19 protein-coding genes are annotated in these 19,370 nt (G+C 56.1%); 2 read left to right on the forward strand and 17 right to left on the reverse strand.

Going from position 1 to position 19,370, the window contains the following annotated elements; all coding sequences use genetic code 11:
* Window positions 1-281: 281 nt before the first annotated feature.
* Window positions 282-1,028: a LytTR family DNA-binding domain-containing protein gene (locus AC2FFE_RS17690; RefSeq protein WP_496847256.1), complete on the forward strand. Its 747-nt coding sequence runs from the start codon at window positions 282-284 to the stop codon at window positions 1,026-1,028.
* Here AC2FFE_RS17690 and pdeM read toward each other — a convergent pair.
* From pdeM to AC2FFE_RS17765, 15 genes are all read right to left on the reverse strand, one after another.
* Window positions 1,025-1,693: a ligase-associated DNA damage response endonuclease PdeM gene (pdeM, locus tag AC2FFE_RS17695; protein ID WP_496817171.1), complete on the reverse strand. Its 669-nt coding sequence runs from the start codon at window positions 1,691-1,693 to the stop codon at window positions 1,025-1,027. The two genes, AC2FFE_RS17690 and pdeM, sit on opposite strands and share 4 nt — an antisense overlap.
* Before the next feature lie 39 nt (window positions 1,694-1,732).
* Entirely contained in the window at window positions 1,733-4,144 is a 2,412-nt protein-coding gene (locus AC2FFE_RS17700) for a ligase-associated DNA damage response DEXH box helicase (RefSeq protein ID WP_496847257.1), read from the reverse strand.
* A 40-nt stretch (window positions 4,145-4,184) separates the two neighbouring features.
* Window positions 4,185-5,492, reverse strand: coding sequence for a DUF8689 domain-containing protein (locus AC2FFE_RS17705; protein WP_496817173.1), 1,308 nt, complete (start codon window positions 5,490-5,492; stop codon window positions 4,185-4,187).
* A 116-nt stretch (window positions 5,493-5,608) separates the two neighbouring features.
* The gene (locus AC2FFE_RS17710) at window positions 5,609-6,154 is read right to left on the reverse strand and encodes a prepilin peptidase (RefSeq protein ID WP_496817174.1); all 546 of its coding nucleotides are present in this window, start codon (window positions 6,152-6,154) and stop codon (window positions 5,609-5,611) included.
* A complete protein-coding gene (locus AC2FFE_RS17715) occupies window positions 6,155-7,009 on the reverse strand; it encodes a tetratricopeptide repeat protein (RefSeq protein ID WP_496817175.1) in 855 nt (284 codons plus the stop codon). It abuts the gene before it with no gap.
* Window positions 7,010-7,038: 29 nt separating this feature from the next.
* A complete protein-coding gene (locus AC2FFE_RS17720; RefSeq protein ID WP_496847258.1) occupies window positions 7,039-7,620 on the reverse strand; it encodes a tetratricopeptide repeat protein in 582 nt (193 codons plus the stop codon).
* Between the two features lie 7 nt (window positions 7,621-7,627).
* Entirely contained in the window at window positions 7,628-8,605 is a 978-nt protein-coding gene (locus tag AC2FFE_RS17725) for a type II secretion system F family protein (protein ID WP_496817177.1), read from the reverse strand.
* Window positions 8,606-8,615: 10 nt separating this feature from the next.
* Window positions 8,616-9,584, reverse strand: coding sequence for a type II secretion system F family protein (locus AC2FFE_RS17730; RefSeq protein ID WP_496817178.1), 969 nt, complete (start codon window positions 9,582-9,584; stop codon window positions 8,616-8,618).
* An 11-nt stretch (window positions 9,585-9,595) separates the two neighbouring features.
* Complete coding sequence (locus AC2FFE_RS17735) at window positions 9,596-11,032, reverse strand: TadA family conjugal transfer-associated ATPase (protein WP_496817179.1); 1,437 nt, start codon at window positions 11,030-11,032, stop codon at window positions 9,596-9,598.
* A gap of 24 nt (window positions 11,033-11,056) precedes the next feature.
* Window positions 11,057-12,292: a CpaE/TadZ family protein gene (locus AC2FFE_RS17740; RefSeq protein WP_496847259.1), complete on the reverse strand. Its 1,236-nt coding sequence runs from the start codon at window positions 12,290-12,292 to the stop codon at window positions 11,057-11,059.
* Window positions 12,293-12,495: 203 nt separating this feature from the next.
* Window positions 12,496-13,119 (reverse strand): OmpA family protein, encoded by a 624-nt coding sequence (locus tag AC2FFE_RS17745; RefSeq protein WP_496817181.1) that lies wholly within the window; start codon window positions 13,117-13,119, stop codon window positions 12,496-12,498.
* A gap of 16 nt (window positions 13,120-13,135) precedes the next feature.
* The gene (locus AC2FFE_RS17750) at window positions 13,136-14,509 is read right to left on the reverse strand and encodes a type II and III secretion system protein family protein (RefSeq protein WP_496847260.1); all 1,374 of its coding nucleotides are present in this window, start codon (window positions 14,507-14,509) and stop codon (window positions 13,136-13,138) included.
* A 192-nt stretch (window positions 14,510-14,701) separates the two neighbouring features.
* The gene (cpaB, locus tag AC2FFE_RS17755) at window positions 14,702-15,580 is read right to left on the reverse strand and encodes a Flp pilus assembly protein CpaB (RefSeq protein ID WP_496817183.1); all 879 of its coding nucleotides are present in this window, start codon (window positions 15,578-15,580) and stop codon (window positions 14,702-14,704) included.
* 256 nt (window positions 15,581-15,836) lie between these two features.
* On the reverse strand, window positions 15,837-16,178 hold the full coding sequence (locus tag AC2FFE_RS17760) for a Flp family type IVb pilin (protein ID WP_496847261.1): 342 nt from the start codon (window positions 16,176-16,178) through the stop codon (window positions 15,837-15,839).
* 319 nt (window positions 16,179-16,497) lie between these two features.
* Window positions 16,498-16,731, reverse strand: a complete 234-nt coding sequence (locus AC2FFE_RS17765) for a Flp family type IVb pilin (RefSeq protein WP_170530996.1) — start codon at window positions 16,729-16,731, stop codon at window positions 16,498-16,500.
* Between the two features lie 353 nt (window positions 16,732-17,084).
* Between AC2FFE_RS17765 and AC2FFE_RS17770 the strand changes: the two genes are divergently transcribed.
* Window positions 17,085-17,951 carry a lytic transglycosylase domain-containing protein gene (locus tag AC2FFE_RS17770; RefSeq protein WP_496817186.1) on the forward strand — a complete coding sequence of 289 codons (867 nt, stop codon included), beginning with the start codon at window positions 17,085-17,087 and terminating at the stop codon, window positions 17,949-17,951.
* A gap of 45 nt (window positions 17,952-17,996) precedes the next feature.
* On the opposite strand, the gene AC2FFE_RS17775 is transcribed toward AC2FFE_RS17770, so the two are convergent.
* Together AC2FFE_RS17775 and AC2FFE_RS17780 are read right to left on the reverse strand one after the other, a co-directional pair.
* The gene (locus AC2FFE_RS17775) at window positions 17,997-18,623 is read right to left on the reverse strand and encodes a 3-oxoacid CoA-transferase subunit B (protein ID WP_353013721.1); all 627 of its coding nucleotides are present in this window, start codon (window positions 18,621-18,623) and stop codon (window positions 17,997-17,999) included.
* Window positions 18,623-19,327, reverse strand: coding sequence for a CoA transferase subunit A (locus tag AC2FFE_RS17780; protein WP_496817187.1), 705 nt, complete (start codon window positions 19,325-19,327; stop codon window positions 18,623-18,625). Before AC2FFE_RS17780 ends, AC2FFE_RS17775 begins: the two co-directional genes overlap by 1 nt.
* Between the last annotated feature and the right edge of the window lie 43 nt (window positions 19,328-19,370).

Genomic DNA, 19,370 nt, shown 5'->3' on the forward strand with positions numbered 1-19,370 from the left:
GCCTGCTCGCAAACACCGTCACAGCAGCATGCCGCGCAAACAAACTGCCAGAACCCGAAGGCCTGACGGCCTGAGCCGGCGTACTGGGCCCACACCCGGAACCAGATTGCTTAAGACATGATTTACCGCGCCCGCATGACCACGGGCGTGGTATTTCTTTGAAAAGCTTCCCTTGTGAAGTATATAGTGATAAGTATTATTTTCCAGATGGTTACGAGGTACGTCTGCATCTTCGCCAATATGTTTAGTGTTGATACGGCGCGGTGCATTTGAAGATAAGTATGGATACCAAAGTCAGTGAACTCAGAACGGCACTTACCCCTCAGCGCATGTGTGCCGCGTTCATTTTTCTTCCGTTGCTGGCATATGCCTTCCCACCGTTCATGGATACGGGTTTTTCATTTGGATTGCGCCTGCTGTTCTGGGTCGGCGTGATGACAATCGCTTTGGGCGCGATTTGTGTGACCCGGAAGCTTTTGCGAGACAAGCTGATACTGGTGAAACTGCCGCTGCGCGACCTGGCTTTCGCGGCGGTGATCTTGGTGTTTCTGACACCGCTGCTGTGGCTGCTGGCTTGGTGTTTGTTCACCTATACCGGAAAGATGGTGCCCGAGGTTAAATCGGTTGCCGCTTATGGCGCACTGTTTGCCACGGGCCTTGTGCTTGTGCGTCGCGGTGATTTGCATGCTGGCAGCGGGGAACCTATGCCCCCGGAGTTGCCACGTCTGGTCAGGCGATTGCCTGAAGGATTTGAGGGGCAGATTTACCGGCTGACCGTACGGGATCACTATGTGGACGTTGTCACCTCAGACGGTGTCTTTTCGATCCGATCCCGGTTTACCGATGCGATTGCCGAGATGGAGCCTGTGCCGGGCCATTGCTCGCATCGCTCGCACTGGGTCACAGATGCCTCGATTTCGGGTGTTGAAAAGACGGGAGGTAAAACGCTTTTGCGTCTGGTCAATGGCGACCTGGTGCCGGTCAGCCGCAAATATAAGCCGAAGCTGGAAGAAGACGGGCTGATCTAACCCTCGCGTGGCATCGGGATCATCTGCGGGTTGGGCCCGGTTAGAATGGCCATCGCATCCTTTGCCATCAGATCTGACAGGGTGATGTCCGAGCTGCGTAAACCGCCCGTGTAGGTGCCATAGGCGGGCAGAATAAGCCGTTTCTGATCCAACAAGAAAGCCGGGCGCGAAATTGATCGCCCTCGGATAGACAGGCGTACCTTTGGGTGAAAATGGCCTGAGACTTCGCCCTTGGAATTTTCCTCAGCGATGTGTCGGAATACCAGTGGGCCTTTGGCCCATTCTGCCAGATGTGTCCCACCCAATTCGATAGGGCCGGGATCGTGGTTGCCTTCAATCCAGACCCATTCCCGACCGGCCTGCAGCGCTGCGATCTGCAGCTTCTCGGATTCTGCCAAGGTGGTTGAGGCAACCAGATCGTCGAAACTGTCACCCAGGCACAGAACGTTTTGTGCGCCTGTCGCATCCAGATCGGTCGATAGCCGATCCAGCGTATCCCGGCTGTCATAGGGAGGCAGGGTCAACCCGCCGCGCCGCGCCAGCCGTTCGGACTTGCCCAGATGCAGGTCTGAAACACACAGCATCCGCTGCTCCGCCCACCATAACGCACCCGAGGGAAGGGCGCGCAGCGCCTGTCCGCAAAACAAAAAGTCCAAACCGTTCATGGTACGTTCTTTGCTTGATTCCGCGCCACGCGCAAGAGGTTACAACTGGTTCAACCCGGCGGCTTCGAGAAGGCGCGCGCTTTCTTCAGCCAGCAATCGCTCCTCAGCTGCACCTTTGACCGGGATCTTCCCCACCTCCAGAAACAGCGGCGCGGCCAGTGGTGTGATGCGGTCCAGCCGCAGCAGATCAATCCGGTCGCCGATCCGCTCCACCATTGCCTCGATGCGCCCAAAATCAACCAGCCCGCGCATGGCCTCCTCTCGGGTGATCTGCATCAGCAGGTGGCCGGGGTCGTATTTCAGCAGCGTATCGTAGAGGATATCTGACGAAAACGTGGCCTGCCGTCCGCTTTTGCGTTGCCCGCCGGTGTTGCGTTCGATCAGGCCAGCGATTGTGGCCGAGGCACGAAAGGTGCGTTTCATGACGGCATTGCCGGCCAGCCATGTGTCCAAACCCTCTCGTAAAGCGTCGCGTTGGAACAGGGGGCTTGGATCGGTCACGGCATCCAAGCCCCAAATCAAGGTCGCGTAGTCCGTTGCGACAAAACCCAAGGGTGCGAGCCCGGTTTCTTCCATGCGTTTGGTTAGCAGCAAGCCCAAAGTCTGCTGGGCATTGCGTCCCGCGAAGCCGTAAACGCATAGGTGCTCTCGTCCGTCGCTTGGAAAGCTCTCAATCAGCAGGCGATCACGTTGGGGCAGTCGGGATATGTCCCTCTGCAAGGCCAACCAGTCTGCAGTGTGATGAGGCAACTGAGGCCAATCGGGTTGTGCGAACATGCGCAGGATGCGGTCGCTCAGCTGGGTGGAGGTGGCAAATTTCGTCCCTGCGAAGGTGGCAATTTTGGGTTTCTTATCGGCACGACGGCTGACCTCGACCACCATCTCACGCAACCCCTCATAGCGCACGATCTGGCCGCCGATCAGGAAGGTATCGCCAGGGGTGAGAGAGGCAGCAAACGCCTCTTCAACCTCGCCGAGGGGTTTGCCGCCTCGGTTACGCCTGAGCCGAACTTTCAGCGTATCCGTGTCCTGAATCGTGCCAAGGTTCATGCGGATGCGTGCCGCGGCGCGGGGGTCGCGTAACTGCCACAACCCGTCAGGGCGCTGTTGCAGTCTTTGCCACCGATCATAGGCGCGCAGGGCGTAGCCACCGGTAGCGCAGAAATCCAGACAGGCGTCGAATTCCGGGCGGGTCAGCTCGGCAAATGGCCCGGCCGAAGTCATCTCCGCGAACAGCGCATCGGCGTCGAACGGCCCTGCCGCCGCTGCGATCAGGATATGCTGGCACAACACGTCACGGGGGCCTGCGCCGCGTGGTTCTCCGTCCAGTTCATGAGCCTTGGCGGCCTCTAGCGCGGCGACGCATTCCACCACCTCGAACCGATTGGCGGGCACCAACAGGGCCTTGGACGGGGCGTTGTAGCGATGGTTTGCTCGCCCGATCCGCTGCACCAGCCGTTTGACATTCTTGGGGGCACCGATCTGGATAACCAGATCGACATCGCCCCAATCGATCCCTAGATCCAGAGAGCCGGTGCACACGATGGCGCGTAGGTCGCCCCTGACCATAGCTGCCTCGACCCGTTCACGCTGTTGGCGGTCCAGACTGCCATGGTGGATGCCGATGGGCAGGCCTTCATCATTGGCAAGCCATAGATTGTGAAAGAAAATCTCGGCCTGCGCGCGGGTGTTGTGAAAGATCAAAGTTGTTTTGTGCTGGCGGATTTGGTCTAGCACCGCGGGGATTGCATAAGCCGCGCCGCCGCCGGACCACGGCGGCATGTCCTCGGTTTCCAACATCGCAATATCAGGATCAGGCCCGGGATCGGCCTGAATGATGCGGCAAGGGTCCGGATGCCGTGCCAGAAAGCGGGCGATGCCTTCGGGGTCTTCGACCGTTGCCGACAGACCCACGCGACGCAGGTTCGGGCACAAGGTCTGCAACCGCGCGAGTGCCAGCATCAACTGATCTCCACGCTTGCTTTCAGCGAGGGCATGGATTTCATCCACGACGACCCGTTGCACCCCTTCAAACATACGCGGCGCATCCTCGTAGGAGGTCAGCAGGGCCAGGCTTTCGGGCGTCGTCAGCAGAATATGCGGTGGGTCTGCCCGCTGGCGTTTCTTCTGGGTGGCCGAGGTGTCGCCAGTGCGATCCTCGATGCGGATTGGCAGGCCGATCTCCTCCACCGGCGCGCGCAGGTTGCGTTTGATGTCCGCTGCCAGAGCCTTCAACGGCGAGACATAGATCGTGTGCAACCCTTGGCGGCCGCCTTCCGCCAGTTCGGCCAGAGAGGGCAGAAACCCGGCCATCGTCTTGCCGCCCCCGGTGGGGGCAATCAGCAAGGTGGCCGCGTCCTGCGCCCGGTCGAACATGTGTTGCTGATGCGGGTGGATGGACCAACCTTTGGCTGAAAACCAATCGGTGATCCGGGCGGGAATCTGCGTCATGGCCGCAGACTAACCGCCCTTGTGTCAGAATGGCACAGCGTTATTTGACGATCTTCTCGTCCTTGACGAACATGTTGGCCCAAGCCCGGTCGATCAGATCGGGGCTCATCTGATAAGGGATGCCCTCGAATTCGCAGATCGAAATCATCTGGTCGATCAGGAAGATCGGCTGGTAGTTCGCATAGATGTTATCGATGGTCGGGTATTTGACCTTGAGCAGATGAACCAGCGCGGCCTCATCCAGTGGCATGCCGCGTTTGCGGGCGACCATGGCGAAGATTTTCAGGAAGTTTTCCTGGTTCGGACCATCGATCTTGATCTTGAAGAAGATCCGGCGCAGGGCGGCTTGGTCAAAGATTTCATTCGGGTGGAAGTTGGTCGAGAAGATAACCAGTGTATCAAACGGCACCTCGAATTTCTCACCCGATTGCAGGCCGAGGATATCCTTGTTTTCTTCCAGTGGAACAATCCAGCGGTTGACCAGCGCCTGTGGCGGTTCTGCCTGACGGCCAAGGTCGTCCACGATGAAGATGCCACCGGTTGATTTCAACTGCAGCGGGGCTTGATAGGTTCGCGCGGTGGGGTTGTAAACCAGATCCAGCATGCTGAGCGACAGTTCACCACCTGTCACCACGGTCGGACGTTCGCACTGAACATAGCGTGAATCGAACCGTTTGCGGCGGCGCAGGCTGTTAGGGTCATCGGCTTCCTGCTCGATTGCTGTGTGCACAATCGGGTCATAGACGGTGATCACCTGACCCGCATATTCGATGGCGTACGGGACATAGACATTGTCGCCCAATGCATCGCGGATACCGTTCGAGATCGAGGACTTACCGTTCCCCGGAGGACCATACATCAGGATTGAGCGCCCTGCGCTGACCGCGGGGCCCAGGTGATCCAGCAGGCTGTCGGGCAGAACCAGATGGCCCATCGCGCTGACCAATTGGTCACGGGTGACCTGAATGTTGCGGATAGACTGACGTTTGACTTGCTCGCGGTACACATCCAGCGGAACAGGCATGGCGCCGAAATACTCTGACTGGCTCAGCGCGTCCAGGGCACGGGCCTTGCCTGCGTCGGTCAGCTGATATCCCATCTCGTTACCGCTATTGGCGTTCAGGGTGCCCGTGGCTTCCAGCAGTTTCTGTTCGCGCGCGATGTCGATCAGTTCCTGTGTGACAGCGCCGGGCAGGCAGATCGCCTCGGCCACTTCGGATACGGTGCTGGCATTCTTGCGAAACACCGTTTTCAGCATAATGTCCCGCATCATCACCAGCGGAAGCTGCATTTCGCCCAATCCCTTAGGCGCAGGAGGGGCCATCACGGCGGAGGTTTGCATATTCATGCGCGGCGCTCGTCTATCCAGAAATCACACACATGCCCGCAGAGGGGCCACTTGCGGGAAATCTGGCCCAGCTTTGTGGCGGGACCAAGGCAGCGGCATGGCGCACAGATGATAGTTTACGATCCGTAAACAGTGCCCAAAATCAGATACATGACCAAAGCCCCGGCCAGGGCGAGGCCCATCGGGAACTTCTTGCCGCGATCCCAGCTTTCCCAATGGGGCGCGATGGTGCGTAATCTGGTATGGCGGGCCAGCCGGTGAGTGGCAACGGCGCCCAGTACCGTTGCCAGCAGTATCGCGATCAGAACACCCAGGTCCTGAATCCAGACAAAGGGCGACGCAGCAGCCAGAAACTTTGCATCACCCGCACCAAAAGCACCGATGGCATTCAAAAGAATGCCCGCTACCAGCACAATAGGCAGATGCAGCAACTGCCAGATATATGGGGAAAAGGCGACCGGGAAGGGACCAAGCGAGCCGCTGATTGCCTCGGTAGACCAAGGGGGTAGGGCAATCAGCCCAACCACCACATAGATCATCGCCAAGGCGACAACCGCATGGTTCTTGATTTTCATATCCCTCATGTCTGTAAAGGCGACATACAGGCAGATCGGCAGGATGAACGGCAAGAACCAGATCGCCGCGCGAATAGGAATTTCCATTTAGGTAGAACTCTCAAGCGCGCGCAGAGATCTGACGGCTTCGTCAAAATGCTGCGGATGGGTCGAGATCGCCTCGCGGAACAGGTTCTTCGCGGTATTGATGTCGCCCTGTTTGACGGCTGAGATACCCATTGTGTTCAACAACTGCGCGCGTTCGACCTGTGACATCGGCACAACAGGCAGGCTGTAATTCCCTTGTGCCGAACGGGCCAGAACCAGGTTATTCTTTGCCGTAAACAAAGAGCTGTCCTGCCGAACGGCGTCGGAAAACAGGCGTTCGGCTTCGGCATACTGGCCCCGGGTCAGTTTGGAGTAGCCCCAGTTGTTCATGACGCTGCCGGGGCGGGTCGTCAGACCCATGGCTGTTTCATAGAAATGATCGGCGCGTTTCCATTCTTTTCTGGAATCAGCCACAACAGCCTCAAGCCGATAGCGCTTGAAGGTTTCATAGGTTGGGGGAACCGAATCCAACACAGTTTTTGCCTGCGCCCAATCGCCATTTCGAACCAGCGCATCCGCATATTCGACCTTATCGGAACTGTTTGTTCCCTTCATGGTCGTCACCCGTTTCCAGGCAGCGCTTGCTTCGGTGGTACGTTTTGCCCGGCCCAGCGAAACGGCCAGTCCACGCTGAAGATCGATTCGGTTGGGGTTCTTGGCGGCGGCGCCCTGAAAATAGGTCACTGCTTCGTTGGGATCTGAGGCGTTCAGAAGAACGTCGTTCAGGTTGGTTTCGTCGATGACGTTCACTTCCTGAAATGTGCGTTCAACCCGTTCTTCGGCGGATTCTTTTTCACACGCGGCCAGAACAAGCCCGCTCAGAAGGAGTGACGGAATCAAGAATTGTTGGCGCATTTTTGCGTCCTTTACTGCTCTTGCCTCGGTTACTGGCGTTTGCGCAGCGTAAATTGCCCGTCGCCGCGCTGTTCCAGTGTATATTCTTCTTCTTGCGGAGCAGTATTAACAGGATTTTCCATTTTTGCGAGTGCTAAGCGCAGATTGTCTCGGATTGCGTCACTTTCGCCATTATCCAGGGCAAAGGCGCGTTGAAACACCTGAGCGGCTTCGGGGTATTTCTGCTGCTCCATCAGCAATACCCCCAGATTGTTCCATGCTATGGGCCATTCGGTATCGTCTTCGACTGCACGCCTTAGCAAAGGTTCTGCCTGGCCCAAACGCCGCAATCCGAGATTGGCAGTACCCAGCGAGGTCAGGACTTGTGGCGTCATCCCCTGGTCAAGTGCGGCGCGGCTAAAGCTTTGCAAGGCAAGCTCATACTCTCCGACGGCCATCAGTCTGTTGCCGGTTGCAATGTTGTCGCTGGTTTGTCCATTGGGATCGACACCTGGCGCGTCCAGCCCGTTGGGCCGACCGATATCATCGCAAGAAACCACCGTGGCTATGACCACGGTGGCTTGAAGCAGTCGGCGAAGTCCGGGCCGGACACACCTGGTATTTGTGTTCATTGGCGCTTTATCCGCGGCCAAAGCTCGAAATGACATTTGCAGAGGGGCCAATCAGAATGATCAACAATGGTGGAACCGTCAGCATCATTGTGACCAGAGTCATTTTCGTAGGCAACTTATTTGCGGCTTCTTCAGCGCGCATGACGCGTTTGTCGCGCATCTCACCGGCATAAACCCGCAGGGCTTCGGCAATCGATGTACCGAATGTGGCCGACTGGATCATCACCGTCACGAAAGAGCTGACATCCTGCACACCACAGCGGGTGCCGAAGTCGCGGAGAACAGTGTCTTTGTCTTTGCCGGCCTTCATTTCATAGGCGACAACTTCGAATTCCTGCGCGATATCCGGATAGGATGATTTCATCTCACCGGCAACGCGGACAATGGCCTGATCCAGAGATTGCCCGGCCTCGACACAGACCAACATCAGGTCAAGCGTGTCAGGGAAGCCGGCGGTGATCGCCTCCTGCCGTTCCGCGACGCGGCGTGTGATCCAGTATTTCGGGATCATATAGCCGATACCGCCGGGCAGCAGGACCCGGATAATCTGCTGCTGGCCGGTGTATTCCTGATCTCCTGCCAACACCGTGATCAACATGACGCCCAGAACAATACCCGAAATACCCAGGGCAAACTGGGCAAAGTGGAAGAAACGCACAGCATCCTTGGACTGATACCCCGCTTGCCGCAGCTTTAGCTGAACGGCCGAATACTCTTCCTGGTCCTTGGGTTCTAGAAAGGTGGCGAACTTCTCAAGCTGCTCGTTCTGGCTGCCGTGGCGCAGCCTGTCCTTCTTGCCTTTCTTCGCCGTTTTGGGTGCGGCTGTTGAACGCTGAAGTTTTTTCAGCGGATCCTCAGGCTGGTTCATCATCAACGAAACAGCAACGCCGATCAGAACAAGGCCCAGAATACCCACAACGATCAGGGGGCCAAACTCACCCAGGTTCTGGGTCAGCAGGTCATTGATATTGTTCAGAAACTCCATGAGACCGCCCTCAGACCTTAATGTTGGTGATGATTTTCATGACGATCAGGTTCAACGTCAGCAGGATACCAACGACAAAACAGGCCGGAATGAACCAGGGATGATCCAGGACGTCGTCATAGTAGCCGGGGTCCTTGACCAGAATAAACACCAGACAGGCGATCGGGAAACCAGACAGGAACTTGCCGGACCACTGCGCCTCGGCCGTGATGGCTTTCACCCGACGGAACAGCCGGAAACGAGCGCGGATAACCTGCGCCAGACCGGCCAGAATTTCCGCAAGGTTGCCACCGGATTGCTGCTGAATGCCGACAGCAACAGCCAGGAACCGCAAATCCTGCATATCCAACCGTTCTGCCATGTCTTTCAGCGCCTCGCCGACATCGCGACCATAGGCGCATTCGTCGGCGATCACGCCGAACTCGGTTCCCAGCGGGTCCTGAACTTCGTTCGAAACCACCTGAATTGTCGAGACAAACGGGTTGCCCACACGAAGGGACCGGACCATCAGCTCCACGGCATCGGGTAGCTGCTCTTCGATCAGGCTCATCCGTTTTTTGGCTTTGTGGTTAACCCATGCGTAGACGCCCCCAATGCCAATCGCGATTGAAATCGCGATGCGCAGGGTGATTTCTGTGGCAGTGCCAATGCTGAGCCCCATGAACGCGACAACAGAGACCAAGCACATGATCATGATCAGCTGCCGTGGCGAGAATGCAATCGCGGCCTTTTGCGCTTTGTCTGCAAGCAATGAATACAGAGGGATGCTCTGCGATTTCATATGCTGCTGCATTTCCTTACGCAGCTGTTCCAATACCTGTTCGCGGCCGGCACCTTTTTCCAGCATGTCCAGACGGCGATTAACCCGGTTGTTCAGGCTGATGGATTTGCCGAACGCGACAAGATAGATGCCCTCGACCAGGGCAAGGACCCCCACAAATATGGCGACATAGATGATCGCCTCCATAGGCACATTCATACTAAGCTCTCCTACACTGTGGTTGGGTCATAAATCGACGCGGGCAGGTCAAAACCCCACAAACGGAACCGTTCCGAATAGTGGCTGCGTACACCGGTTGCGGTGAAGTGGCCGATGATCTTGTTGTCAGGCGTCAATCCAACACGTTGAAACTTAAAGATTTCCTGCATCGAAATAACGTCGCCTTCCATGCCGGTGATCTCGGTGATCGAGGTCATGCGGCGCGAGCCGTCCTGCAGACGGCTGGCCTGAACGATCAGGTTCACAGCGGATGAGATCTGGCTGCGGACCGCTTTGATCGGCATTTCGATCCCCGCCATCGCGATCATGTTTTCCAGGCGCGAGATACCATCGCGGGCCGAGTTGGCGTGGATCGTGGTCATAGAACCATCATGGCCGGTGTTCATGGCCTGCAACATGTCGATCACCTCGGCGCCACGCGTCTCGCCCACGATGATACGGTCAGGACGCATACGCAGTGCGTTTTTCAGACAGTCGCGTGGGCTGACCTCACCTTTGCCTTCCACGTTGGGCGGGCGGCTTTCCATCCGGCCTACATGGGTTTGTTGCAGCTGAAGTTCCGCCGTATCCTCAATGGTCAGGATGCGCTCGGCATTGTCGATAAAGCTGGACAGGGCGTTCAATGTGGTTGTCTTACCGGAACCTGTACCGCCCGAAACGATCACGTTCAGTCGGGTCGACACCGCGGCCTGCAAATAGACGGCCATTTCTTCGGTAAACGCACCGAAATTGACCAGATCATCGATACCCAGTTTATCTTTCTTAAACTTACGAATCGACACCAATGAGCCGTCCACCGCAATTGGCGGCACCATGGCGTTGAAACGCGACCCATCGGCCAGACGGGCGTCAACATAGGGGTTGGATTCATCAACTCGACGACCCACAGCGGATACGATCTTGTCGATGATCCGCATCAGGTGTTTTTCGTCCTTGAACGTGATGTCACTGATTTCCAGCTTACCGGCGCGTTCCACAAAGATCTGTTGCGGGCCGTTTACCAGAATATCGTTGACAGTGTCGTCCTGAAGCAGCGTTTCCAAGGGGCCAAGGCCTGTAACCTCGTCATAAAGTTCTTTGTTCAGCTGTGTCCGGTCTTCCCGGTTCAGAACAATGCTACGCGCTTCGAGAACTTCGCTGGCGATCGCGCTGATCTCTGAGCGCAGCTCGGATTCGTCCGCGTTTTCCAGTGCGGAAAGATTCAGGTTTTCTAGCAGTTCGCGGTGCAGTTCGATCTTGATTTCGCTCAGCCGCTCTTTGCGTTTGCGATCGCGATCAACACCGACCGCTTCCGCCGCTGCCTTCTGAACCGGCTTACGGGCGATGGCGGTTTGAGTCGGGGTATCTACAGTCGCGGCGTCTGCAGGCGCTTTGGCCGGCGTTTGCACCGGCTGCGCTTCGGGCTGTTTTTTGTATCTTGAAAACACGACTGATCCCCCCTTGGGATGGTTTTATGCGGCCTCGGCGTCACTACTGCCCAGGCTATGAAGTGATTTCGCCAGCTTCGCGAATTCGCGGCGCAGTGGGTTCTTGGCTGCGGCGTTGGCCAATGGCAGGCCGTGATCGCCGCTTTGCATCACAGGTTTTCCGCCATCCGGCAGTTGCAGATCAATGGAAATGCCAAGACTTTCACCCATGCGTTTTACACGGCCTTTACCATTCAGATCGGTGAATTTGGGCGCACGGTTCAGCGCGAAACGCAGTTTTTCGAACGGCAATTCTTCGGCTTGCAGGGCGCGTTTCAGGCGCAATGCGTTTTGGGCAGATCGCATATCCAGCTCGATCATGGCAAAATACACATGGGATGCCTGCAAAACGGTTTCTGACCAGTGAACCAGCGTTTTCGGCATGTCCACGACGACGTAGTCGAAATGCTTGCGCGCCATATCTATGACCCGCTGAATGTCTTCTGGCGTAATCAGATCCAGCGGCACCATGTCGGCCGGCGCAGTCAAAACCTGCAGCTTTTCTTCATAGGTTTGAAGCGCTTGCGAGAAGACTTCATCATCCATGGCTGCTGTGTCAGACAGCATTTCGAACACGGTCTCGCGGCGTGGCAAATCAAGGTAGGTTGAGACTGTGCCGAATTGCAGATCCAGATCGATCAGGCAAACCGTCGGGGCCTCCTTGTCAGACACGTTAGCGAGTTCCCACGCAAGGTTCACGGCCATGGTTGTTGAGCCGACACCTCCGGCCAGGCCATGTACGACGAACATTGCACCTTCTTTGGCATCACCGCCGGCCAACGGAACAGCCGCTGCGTGTGCAGCGGCAACCGGGTCGGGCTGGTTCATGCGTTCGATGGCTTCCTGCAATTCGCCTTCGGGTAGGGGGTAGGGGACAAACTCGTCCGCCCCCTTTCGCAGAAGCTGATGCAAGGATGCGGGTGTGACATCCTCGGCGATCAATACTACTTTGATTTTCTTTTCTTTCGCTTGTGCGATGATTTCGCCCATCAGGGAAAGGTTGTCTTCGTCTTCGCCATCAATGGCCAAGGCCACGAATTGCAGTGAATCGGCTTCGGGTTGACCGAAAAACGCCAATGCCTCGGCAAAACCAAGATCACCCCATCGCTCACCCAGAGCGGCCTCCATATCTTCGATCAACAGATCGAAGTTCTGGACGTCCCGGCTTATCGTGCAGGCCAGAATACCGGTGTTATCGTCATGCGGCGTCGCGCTGGTCATACAAACTACCCTCGTTGAAAGAGGCCAGCATTTCTTGCGGACGAAGATCACGCCGATTGATTTGCTGTCGCCCCTATGCGGTCAATTCAGGCCGCAGGTCACCCAATTGTTGACAATGTCGCTGTGAAGTTGGGCAAGAATTTGGCGCAAAAGAACCAATTGTAGGGAAATGGGCGACGATGTCGCCCATTTCGGGTGTATTATCAACCGTCGGCAGAGGTGCTAGACGATTCTTCAATATAGCTGGGCCGCGTTGCGCTATCGATGTACTCGCGATAGATGATGTCGGCGTACTTGCCATCCAATAGCTGTGATCTGCCGTCAGCAAAGCCCGATACTTCGGTAACAGTGCGACGGTTCCGCCGGTCACGATCCGGCGTGTCAATCAGTGGCCGCGTTTTGCCAAACGAGACCACCGCTTCGAGCCTGGAGCGTGAAATTCCCTGCTGAACCAGATAGTTAACCGCTGCTTGCGCGCGGCGCAGACCAAGGCTCTGGTTGTAGCTGGTCGATCCGACGGCGTCCGTATGACCATAAACGCGGAACCTCGCTTCTGGGAATTGTTTGATCCAGTCAGCCTGACGCCGCAGAATGGCCTGCGCCGAGGCATCCAGTTGCGCGCTGTTGAAGGCAAAGTTGATCTGGACCGGTACGTCTGCAGCGAATCTGCGGCTCAGGATCTGAGCGAATGTCAGCTCGCCATTCATGACCTGAATATTGTTTAGCGTCGCGTTGCCATATGCGCCCTGGTCGAGCTCATATCCAGCCTCGCGCGTACAGGCCGAGATGGCAACCGTAAGACCCAAGGTGATAATCCATTTGTTCATTGGTCTATCCTCCTTATCAATCCAGGACGTAGCCGTAGGAGCTGCCAAAGTCCTGCTTGGCAACCTCGGATGCAGCACCCGCACCTTGGCGTTTCGTGCGTGCGACACGGCCCGTGACGAACAGGTCAAAATCGCTGGGTGGTTTGACGCGATCAGTTGGCAACGCAAGGGCTTCGCCGCGTGTTGGGCTGACCAAATGCGCAGTCACGATGATGACAAGCTCGCTCTGTTCACGTTGATAGTCGGCGCTACGGAAAAGCGCGCCCAGGATCGGAACATCGCCCAACCATGGGATCTGGTTGTTTTGATCGGTGAAATTATCCTGGAGTAGACCGGCGATTGCAAAGCTCTCACCATCCCGCAGTTCAATCGTCGTCTTCGCCAGACGCGTGATAAAGCTGGGTACGATGTCGCCATTGATCGTGAAGTTCGAACTTGTATCGATGGCCGATACGGCTGTACCCATTTCCAGGTTGATCAGGTCACCGTCCACCACGCGTGGTGTGAACTTCATTTCAACACCGAACTGTTTAAACTCGATTGCAACGACGCCATCGTCCTGCGGAACTGGGATTGGAACCTCACCACCTGCAAGGAAGGCCGCTTCTTGTCCGGAAAGGGCGGACAGATTGGGCTCCGCCAGATTTCGCACCAAACCTTTTGTTTCCAGTGCCTGAAGCAAAACATTGACCTGTGCCGAACCCACACCGAAGCCGAACAGCAACGTTCCGTCTTGGACCGAAACAGGGGGAACAAGGTTCTGAGGGTTGAAACCACCTGAAACGTCGCCGGCTCCGAAGGAAAGAGATGAAGAAAGCTGTTTCGCAACCGAGCGGTTCATCTCGGCAAAGCGAACTTTTAACATGACTTGCTGAACACCCCCGACCGACATCAGGTTCGATACGCGTTCAGGTGCATAGCGTTCTGCCAATTCAAGCGCACGTGCCAGCTTGGCTGAGCTTGAAACTGTGCCCGACAATACAATGCCGTCATTGGCGGTGCGGACCTCAATCGGCTCGGATGGCAGAATCTGACGCAGACGCTCTTTAAATTCTGTAACATCAGGCGCAACACGAACGCGCACATTTGCCAACAGCATGCCTGCGCCATCAAACAGCGTCAGGGTGGTCATGCCCGGTGTCTTACCCAAAACATAGATAGTCCGGTCTGAAAGCGATGAGATATCCGCAATGCCTGCATTGGCAATGCTAAGTTCGGCAAACGGCTGTTCGCTCTCCACAACGATCGCGCGATTCATCGGAACATCCAGTGTTTCCACCGTGCCCTTCTTTACCACACGAAGGGTTTCGGCCCAGGCGGCATCGCCGACCGGGCCCATAACAAGCGACAACCCCAGCAGGGTTGCGCTGATCCAGGAACGTATTGTCATGTGACCTGCCTCTCCGATCACGCCTCGTTTTTTGGGTCTGATGCCCTATAGGTAAGACAGTGCGCGAAAACCGAATTTATTGCAATAATCAATGGTTTCCGGAATTTTGTTTATGTGGACAATAGGCAACAATAGCAAAAAAACAGGCCGCGCGTTCTGCGCGGCCTGAACCGATAACGTTCTGAATTGACGTTAATTTGTGCAGGGTATTTGGGTTTCGAACGTGTCGCCGCCTTTTCGGATGCGTGTGGTGCAGACCTGCTCTTTCGCCTTTTCAGGCGCAGGCGCGATTTCTTCGATGCCCAACAGCTTTCTTTGGTCAACTTCGATTGCAGATGCGACCGATTCATCCTGCACTCCAACAAGTGCCAAGGATAAACGACCAGTGTTCTGGGCCTGGGCAAGCGCTGCGACTTGCTCGGGTGTTGCAGCAACCGTCACGGTTCGTGCGATTGTCGTTTGTGAAACGTCTGAGCCCGCTGTCTGGTCGACAGCAATCAATTGGATGTTTGACTGAATCAGACGTGTGATGCCACCGGCTGACCCCTCGGCGGTGCCACTCGAACCAGTCCAGTAGATATCAACATTGTCGCCCGGACGCAGGAAACCTGACACGCCCGATGCCACGTCAACGCTGATGGCGAAGGCGCGCATGCCTTTTTCCAAACGCGAGGTCAGGCCTGCCTTTTCGCCCGGCTCTGTGACTTTAACCGCTAGAATCGCCTCGTCTTTTTCCATCGTGCGGAGGATAAAACGTTCCTGCGGTCCAATTTCCGGAAACAGGACTGCCATCTCGGTGAAGGTGCCTTCGGGAATCGCGTTTTCGGGCCAATCGACGGCGCGAACGTCTTCCGGTGTCAGAGCTTCGCCATACTTCAGTGGCCGATTCGACACGTAAACAGTTACCGTGGGGATGACCTCGACCTGAGCATTCGCCAATGCCTCGGCTGCCGCCTGCTTCTGACGGGCCAGCTCGTTCTGGTACTCAGCTATATAGTTGCGCGCCATATAGACAGCGCCCCCCGCCAGAGCCACCCCGACAATCAGAACAAGTCCGAATACCGCTCGCATATTTGTACCTCACTTTTTCGCCGGTCGACTAGTTAGCGACAGTATCACTAATTTTGAACAGCATAATTCCTACAGATCAATTGTGTCGAAATATGGGACAAATTAGTCAATCGCACGGGATTCTTAATACTGTTGCACGAGTAGTTCTCTAACTCCTGCCAGCGAAGGACAGACCTGAACGCAACAAAAAAACGCCCTGCGTAGCTTGCAACGGCGTTTTCTGTTCTGGGTGTAAATGAGCGTTGCTAAGTTCGTTTTAACCGCCGCCCGAGCCGCCGCCATCGCCGGAGCCACCACTTGAACTACCGCCCGAAGACGAACCGCCGCTGGAACTTCCACCAGAGGACGATCCGCCACCCGAGGAGGAGCCACCAGCGGTGCCCGCAGCCGTGAAACCGCCAGCATTGTCATTGTCGCCCGTACTGACGGTTGCGGATGTAAGTGCGGTGTTTACGTTCCCGCCGTAGCTGTTGGTCGCAGATGCGATTGCCAGATACAGGGCTGACCCGATGCCAATAATCAAGGCCGTCAACACTACCCAATCAACCGTGACAGCGCCGTCTTCGTCATGCGAAAACCGTTTGATGAACTTATACATCTTGCCCCTCCGAGCCATAGTCCGTTTCGACCCAGGCAATAAAACGGGCCGTCTGTTCCGTAGTTCGAAGATTATTTTTGCGTGACATGCATGGCGGAAATAGGGCCAAATATTGTGTTTGGCGCCACAGTTTGCGAATAATTGCCTTAAATTGTACAGCTTTGGCGATAAGAAGATGCGATCCATCCTCGTTGCTGGGCAATCGGCCAACAGCCGGAAATCTGTTACTCATGGCGCAGGCTAGCCAATGAGAGGGCTCCATAAATAGAAAAACCGCGCCGAGTTTGGCGCGGTTTCAAATCATACTCTAAGCGATTGCTTAGTTGGTCGCGGTACCTGCGCCGGTTACACCACCTGCAGCTGTGTTGCTGCCGGTCGAGATGGTCGCACCGTTCAGAGCGGTGTTGACGTCGGTCGCCAGGCCGGTCGCGCCAGCCGAAATCTGCTGGTATGCAACGGCTGCCAGGCCGATGACTGCTGCGGTCAGAACAACCCAGTCAACTGTTACTGCGCCGTCTTCGTCTTTGCGGAAGTTCTTGATGAACTTGATCATGTTACGTCCCTCCTAAAGGATCTAATAAAGTCTGTTGAACCTTGGCGTCTTTCAGAGCTTTCTCTCTCGGTCCGCTCCAGTCCGTCTCGGTATGGGCTTATGTTTGACGGGTACGCGTGGCAGGAATTGGGCCAAACCCATATTTTTTTCTGTTTGATTTAACTTTTTCGATACGAATTGATTAACAGCATGATAACAATAAGAAAAAATATGTTATCACTCCTGTTTCACCGTGCCGGGCGGTGCAAAAAAGCGCCAAATGAGGCGAAATTGCCCCAATTCGCTTTGTTTTTCTGGCCTTGCGAGGCGTTTTGCGGTTCAACTTCCGTAAAAAGAGAGCATGAGGCAGGCAAATGAATCTCCGGGACGCACTTAAATGCGCCGGTGTGTTGGCGTTCCTAACAGTTGGTGTTGCGCCTTTAGGGGCAACCGAACCCGAACCACGTGGTGTATATAAAAGGATAAAAGCGCCGAAACCCGGTGAGCGCCCGCGCGTGACCGTCCAGATTTCGCCGCAAGAGCATGCCTCAAGACCATCCGCGCCCAGCACAGGGGCCGAACTTGTCGTGCCTGAAGTCATCAAGAAAGCCAAAGTTCCGCCAGCCACGGCGCCGAATGTCGGTGTTAAAAGCAACCCCAAGGGCTCATACAAGGCCTTCTGGGATAGAATCTCGCCGGATTTGGCCCAGGCTCGGGCCGGGCGATTGGAAGACGCAATCCAAGCCCTATCGGCGACCAGTGTGAAATCGCCCAGGCTGCAGACGTTGCAGACCATCGCACAGCAACAGGGCGTGGATATTCTGCGCTCAACAGTCGGCACAAACGTCTCGCCCGCTTTGGTGCTTGCTGTGATTGCAGTCGAATCGGCCGGACGCGCCGATGCCGTCAGTTCAGCCGGTGCGCAGGGATTGATGCAGCTGATGCCCGCAACTGCGGCGCGCTTTGGTGTGAATGATAGTTTCCAGCCGGATCAAAACATCGCTGGTGGCGTTAAATACCTGAATTGGCTGATGGAAGAGTTCGGTAACGATCCGATTCTGGTGTTGGCTGGATATAATGCGGGTGAGGGGGCCGTTAAAAAACATAGCGGGGTGCCACCCTATGTTGAAACGCGCGACTACGTTCCCAAGGTTCTGGCCGCGTTTCAGATCGCGCGTGCGCTGTGCGCGACGCCGCCTGATCTGATCTCGGACGGTTGCGTGTTTCAAACCGCCAACTGAAAAAGGCCCGCCACTCAGTGCGGGCCTTTTGTTGAATACGATAACTTAGTCGACGATTTTGGCCTGAGTCGCAGCGCGCATGTCGTCTTCGCTGACACCATCCGCCAGTTCGACGATCTTCAAACCACCCTCGACAACGTCCAGAACGCCCAGGTTTGTGATGATGAGATCCACCACGCCTTTGCCGGTCAGCGGAAGGGTGCATTCTTTCAGAACCTTCGAGTCACCGTGTTTGTTGGTGTGATCCATCACCACGATGACACGCCCAACACCGGCCACCAGATCCATCGCACCGCCCATACCCTTGACCAGCTTGCCAGGGATCATCCAGTTGGCCAGATCGCCTTTCTCGTCCACTTCCATCGCGCCCAGGATCGCTGCAGCGATTTTGCCGCCGCGGATCATGGCAAAGGATGTCGCGCTGTCGAAGTAGGATGTGCGGGACAGTTCGGTGATCGTCTGCTTGCCTGCGTTGATCAGGTCGGGGTCTTCCTCACCTTCGAACGGGAAGGGGCCCATGCCCAGCATACCGTTTTCGGATTGCAGCGTGATGTCCTTGTCACCCACATAGTTCGCCACCAGCGTCGGAATACCGATGCCGAGGTTCACATACATGCCGTCTTCCAGTTCCTCTGCCGCGCGCGCGGCCATTTGGTTCCGATCCCAGGGCATTATGCATCCTCCTTCTTGCGAGTGGTGCGCTGTTCGATACGCTTTTCATGGCTACCTTGGATGATGCGATGCACATAGATGCCGGGCAGATGGATAGAATCCGGGTCCAGTGAACCGCGCGGAACAATCTCTTCCACTTCGGCCACACAAATCTTGCCGCAGGTGGCGGCAGGAACGTTGAAGTTGCGGGCGGTCTTGCGGAACACCAGATTGCCGGTGTCATCGGCCTTCCAGGCCTTCACGATGGCCAGATCGGCAAAGATACCCTCTTCAAGGATGTAGGTCTCACCATTGAAGTCTTTGTGCTCTTTCCCGTTAGCTATCACGGTACCGACGCCGGTTTTGGTGTAGAAACCGGGGATCCCAGCACCACCCGCGCGCATCCGTTCGGCCAGTGTGCCTTGGGGATTGAACTCCAGCTCCAGCTCTCCGCTCAGATATTGGCGCATGAATTCCGCGTTCTCACCGACATAAGAACTGATCATTTTTTTGACCTGTTTGGTCTGCAGCAGGATGCCGATTCCGAAATCATCCACACCGGCATTATTCGACGCAAAGCTCAGGTCTTTGACGCCCGAATCCTTGATTGCCTCAAGCAACAACTCAGGAATGCCGCACAGGCCGAATCCGCCCGCCGCAATCAGCATGCCATCCGACAGCACTCCGTCGAGCGCCTCAGCGGCATTGGCATAGACTTTCTTCATGGAAAACTCCCCCAATGACATGGTGATGGGCAGGTTGTGCCGC

The sequence above is a fragment of the Ruegeria sp. YTSA168 genome, from assembly GCF_059610045.1.

Excerpts from the sequence above, each read along its gene's own strand:
- AC2FFE_RS17690 (WP_496847256.1), top strand. The coding sequence starts at position 282 with ATGGATACCAAAGTCAGTGAACTCAGAACGGCACTTACCCCTCAGCGC.
- pdeM (WP_496817171.1), bottom strand. The coding sequence starts at position 1,693 with ATGAACGGTTTGGACTTTTTGTTTTGCGGACAGGCGCTGCGCGCCCTT.
- AC2FFE_RS17700 (WP_496847257.1), bottom strand. The coding sequence starts at position 4,144 with ATGACGCAGATTCCCGCCCGGATCACCGATTGGTTTTCAGCCAAAGGT.
- AC2FFE_RS17705 (WP_496817173.1), bottom strand. The coding sequence starts at position 5,492 with ATGAATATGCAAACCTCCGCCGTGATGGCCCCTCCTGCGCCTAAGGGA.
- AC2FFE_RS17710 (WP_496817174.1), bottom strand. The coding sequence starts at position 6,154 with ATGGAAATTCCTATTCGCGCGGCGATCTGGTTCTTGCCGTTCATCCTG.
- AC2FFE_RS17715 (WP_496817175.1), bottom strand. The coding sequence starts at position 7,009 with ATGCGCCAACAATTCTTGATTCCGTCACTCCTTCTGAGCGGGCTTGTT.
- AC2FFE_RS17720 (WP_496847258.1), bottom strand. The coding sequence starts at position 7,620 with ATGAACACAAATACCAGGTGTGTCCGGCCCGGACTTCGCCGACTGCTT.
- AC2FFE_RS17725 (WP_496817177.1), bottom strand. The coding sequence starts at position 8,605 with ATGGAGTTTCTGAACAATATCAATGACCTGCTGACCCAGAACCTGGGT.
- AC2FFE_RS17730 (WP_496817178.1), bottom strand. The coding sequence starts at position 9,584 with ATGAATGTGCCTATGGAGGCGATCATCTATGTCGCCATATTTGTGGGG.
- AC2FFE_RS17740 (WP_496847259.1), bottom strand. The coding sequence starts at position 12,292 with ATGACCAGCGCGACGCCGCATGACGATAACACCGGTATTCTGGCCTGC.
- AC2FFE_RS17745 (WP_496817181.1), bottom strand. The coding sequence starts at position 13,119 with ATGAACAAATGGATTATCACCTTGGGTCTTACGGTTGCCATCTCGGCC.
- AC2FFE_RS17750 (WP_496847260.1), bottom strand. The coding sequence starts at position 14,509 with ATGACAATACGTTCCTGGATCAGCGCAACCCTGCTGGGGTTGTCGCTT.
- cpaB (WP_496817183.1), bottom strand. The coding sequence starts at position 15,580 with ATGCGAGCGGTATTCGGACTTGTTCTGATTGTCGGGGTGGCTCTGGCG.
- AC2FFE_RS17760 (WP_496847261.1), bottom strand. The coding sequence starts at position 16,178 with ATGTATAAGTTCATCAAACGGTTTTCGCATGACGAAGACGGCGCTGTC.
- AC2FFE_RS17765 (WP_170530996.1), bottom strand. The coding sequence starts at position 16,731 with ATGATCAAGTTCATCAAGAACTTCCGCAAAGACGAAGACGGCGCAGTA.
- AC2FFE_RS17770 (WP_496817186.1), top strand. The coding sequence starts at position 17,085 with ATGAATCTCCGGGACGCACTTAAATGCGCCGGTGTGTTGGCGTTCCTA.
- AC2FFE_RS17775 (WP_353013721.1), bottom strand. The coding sequence starts at position 18,623 with ATGCCCTGGGATCGGAACCAAATGGCCGCGCGCGCGGCAGAGGAACTG.
- AC2FFE_RS17780 (WP_496817187.1), bottom strand. The coding sequence starts at position 19,327 with ATGAAGAAAGTCTATGCCAATGCCGCTGAGGCGCTCGACGGAGTGCTG.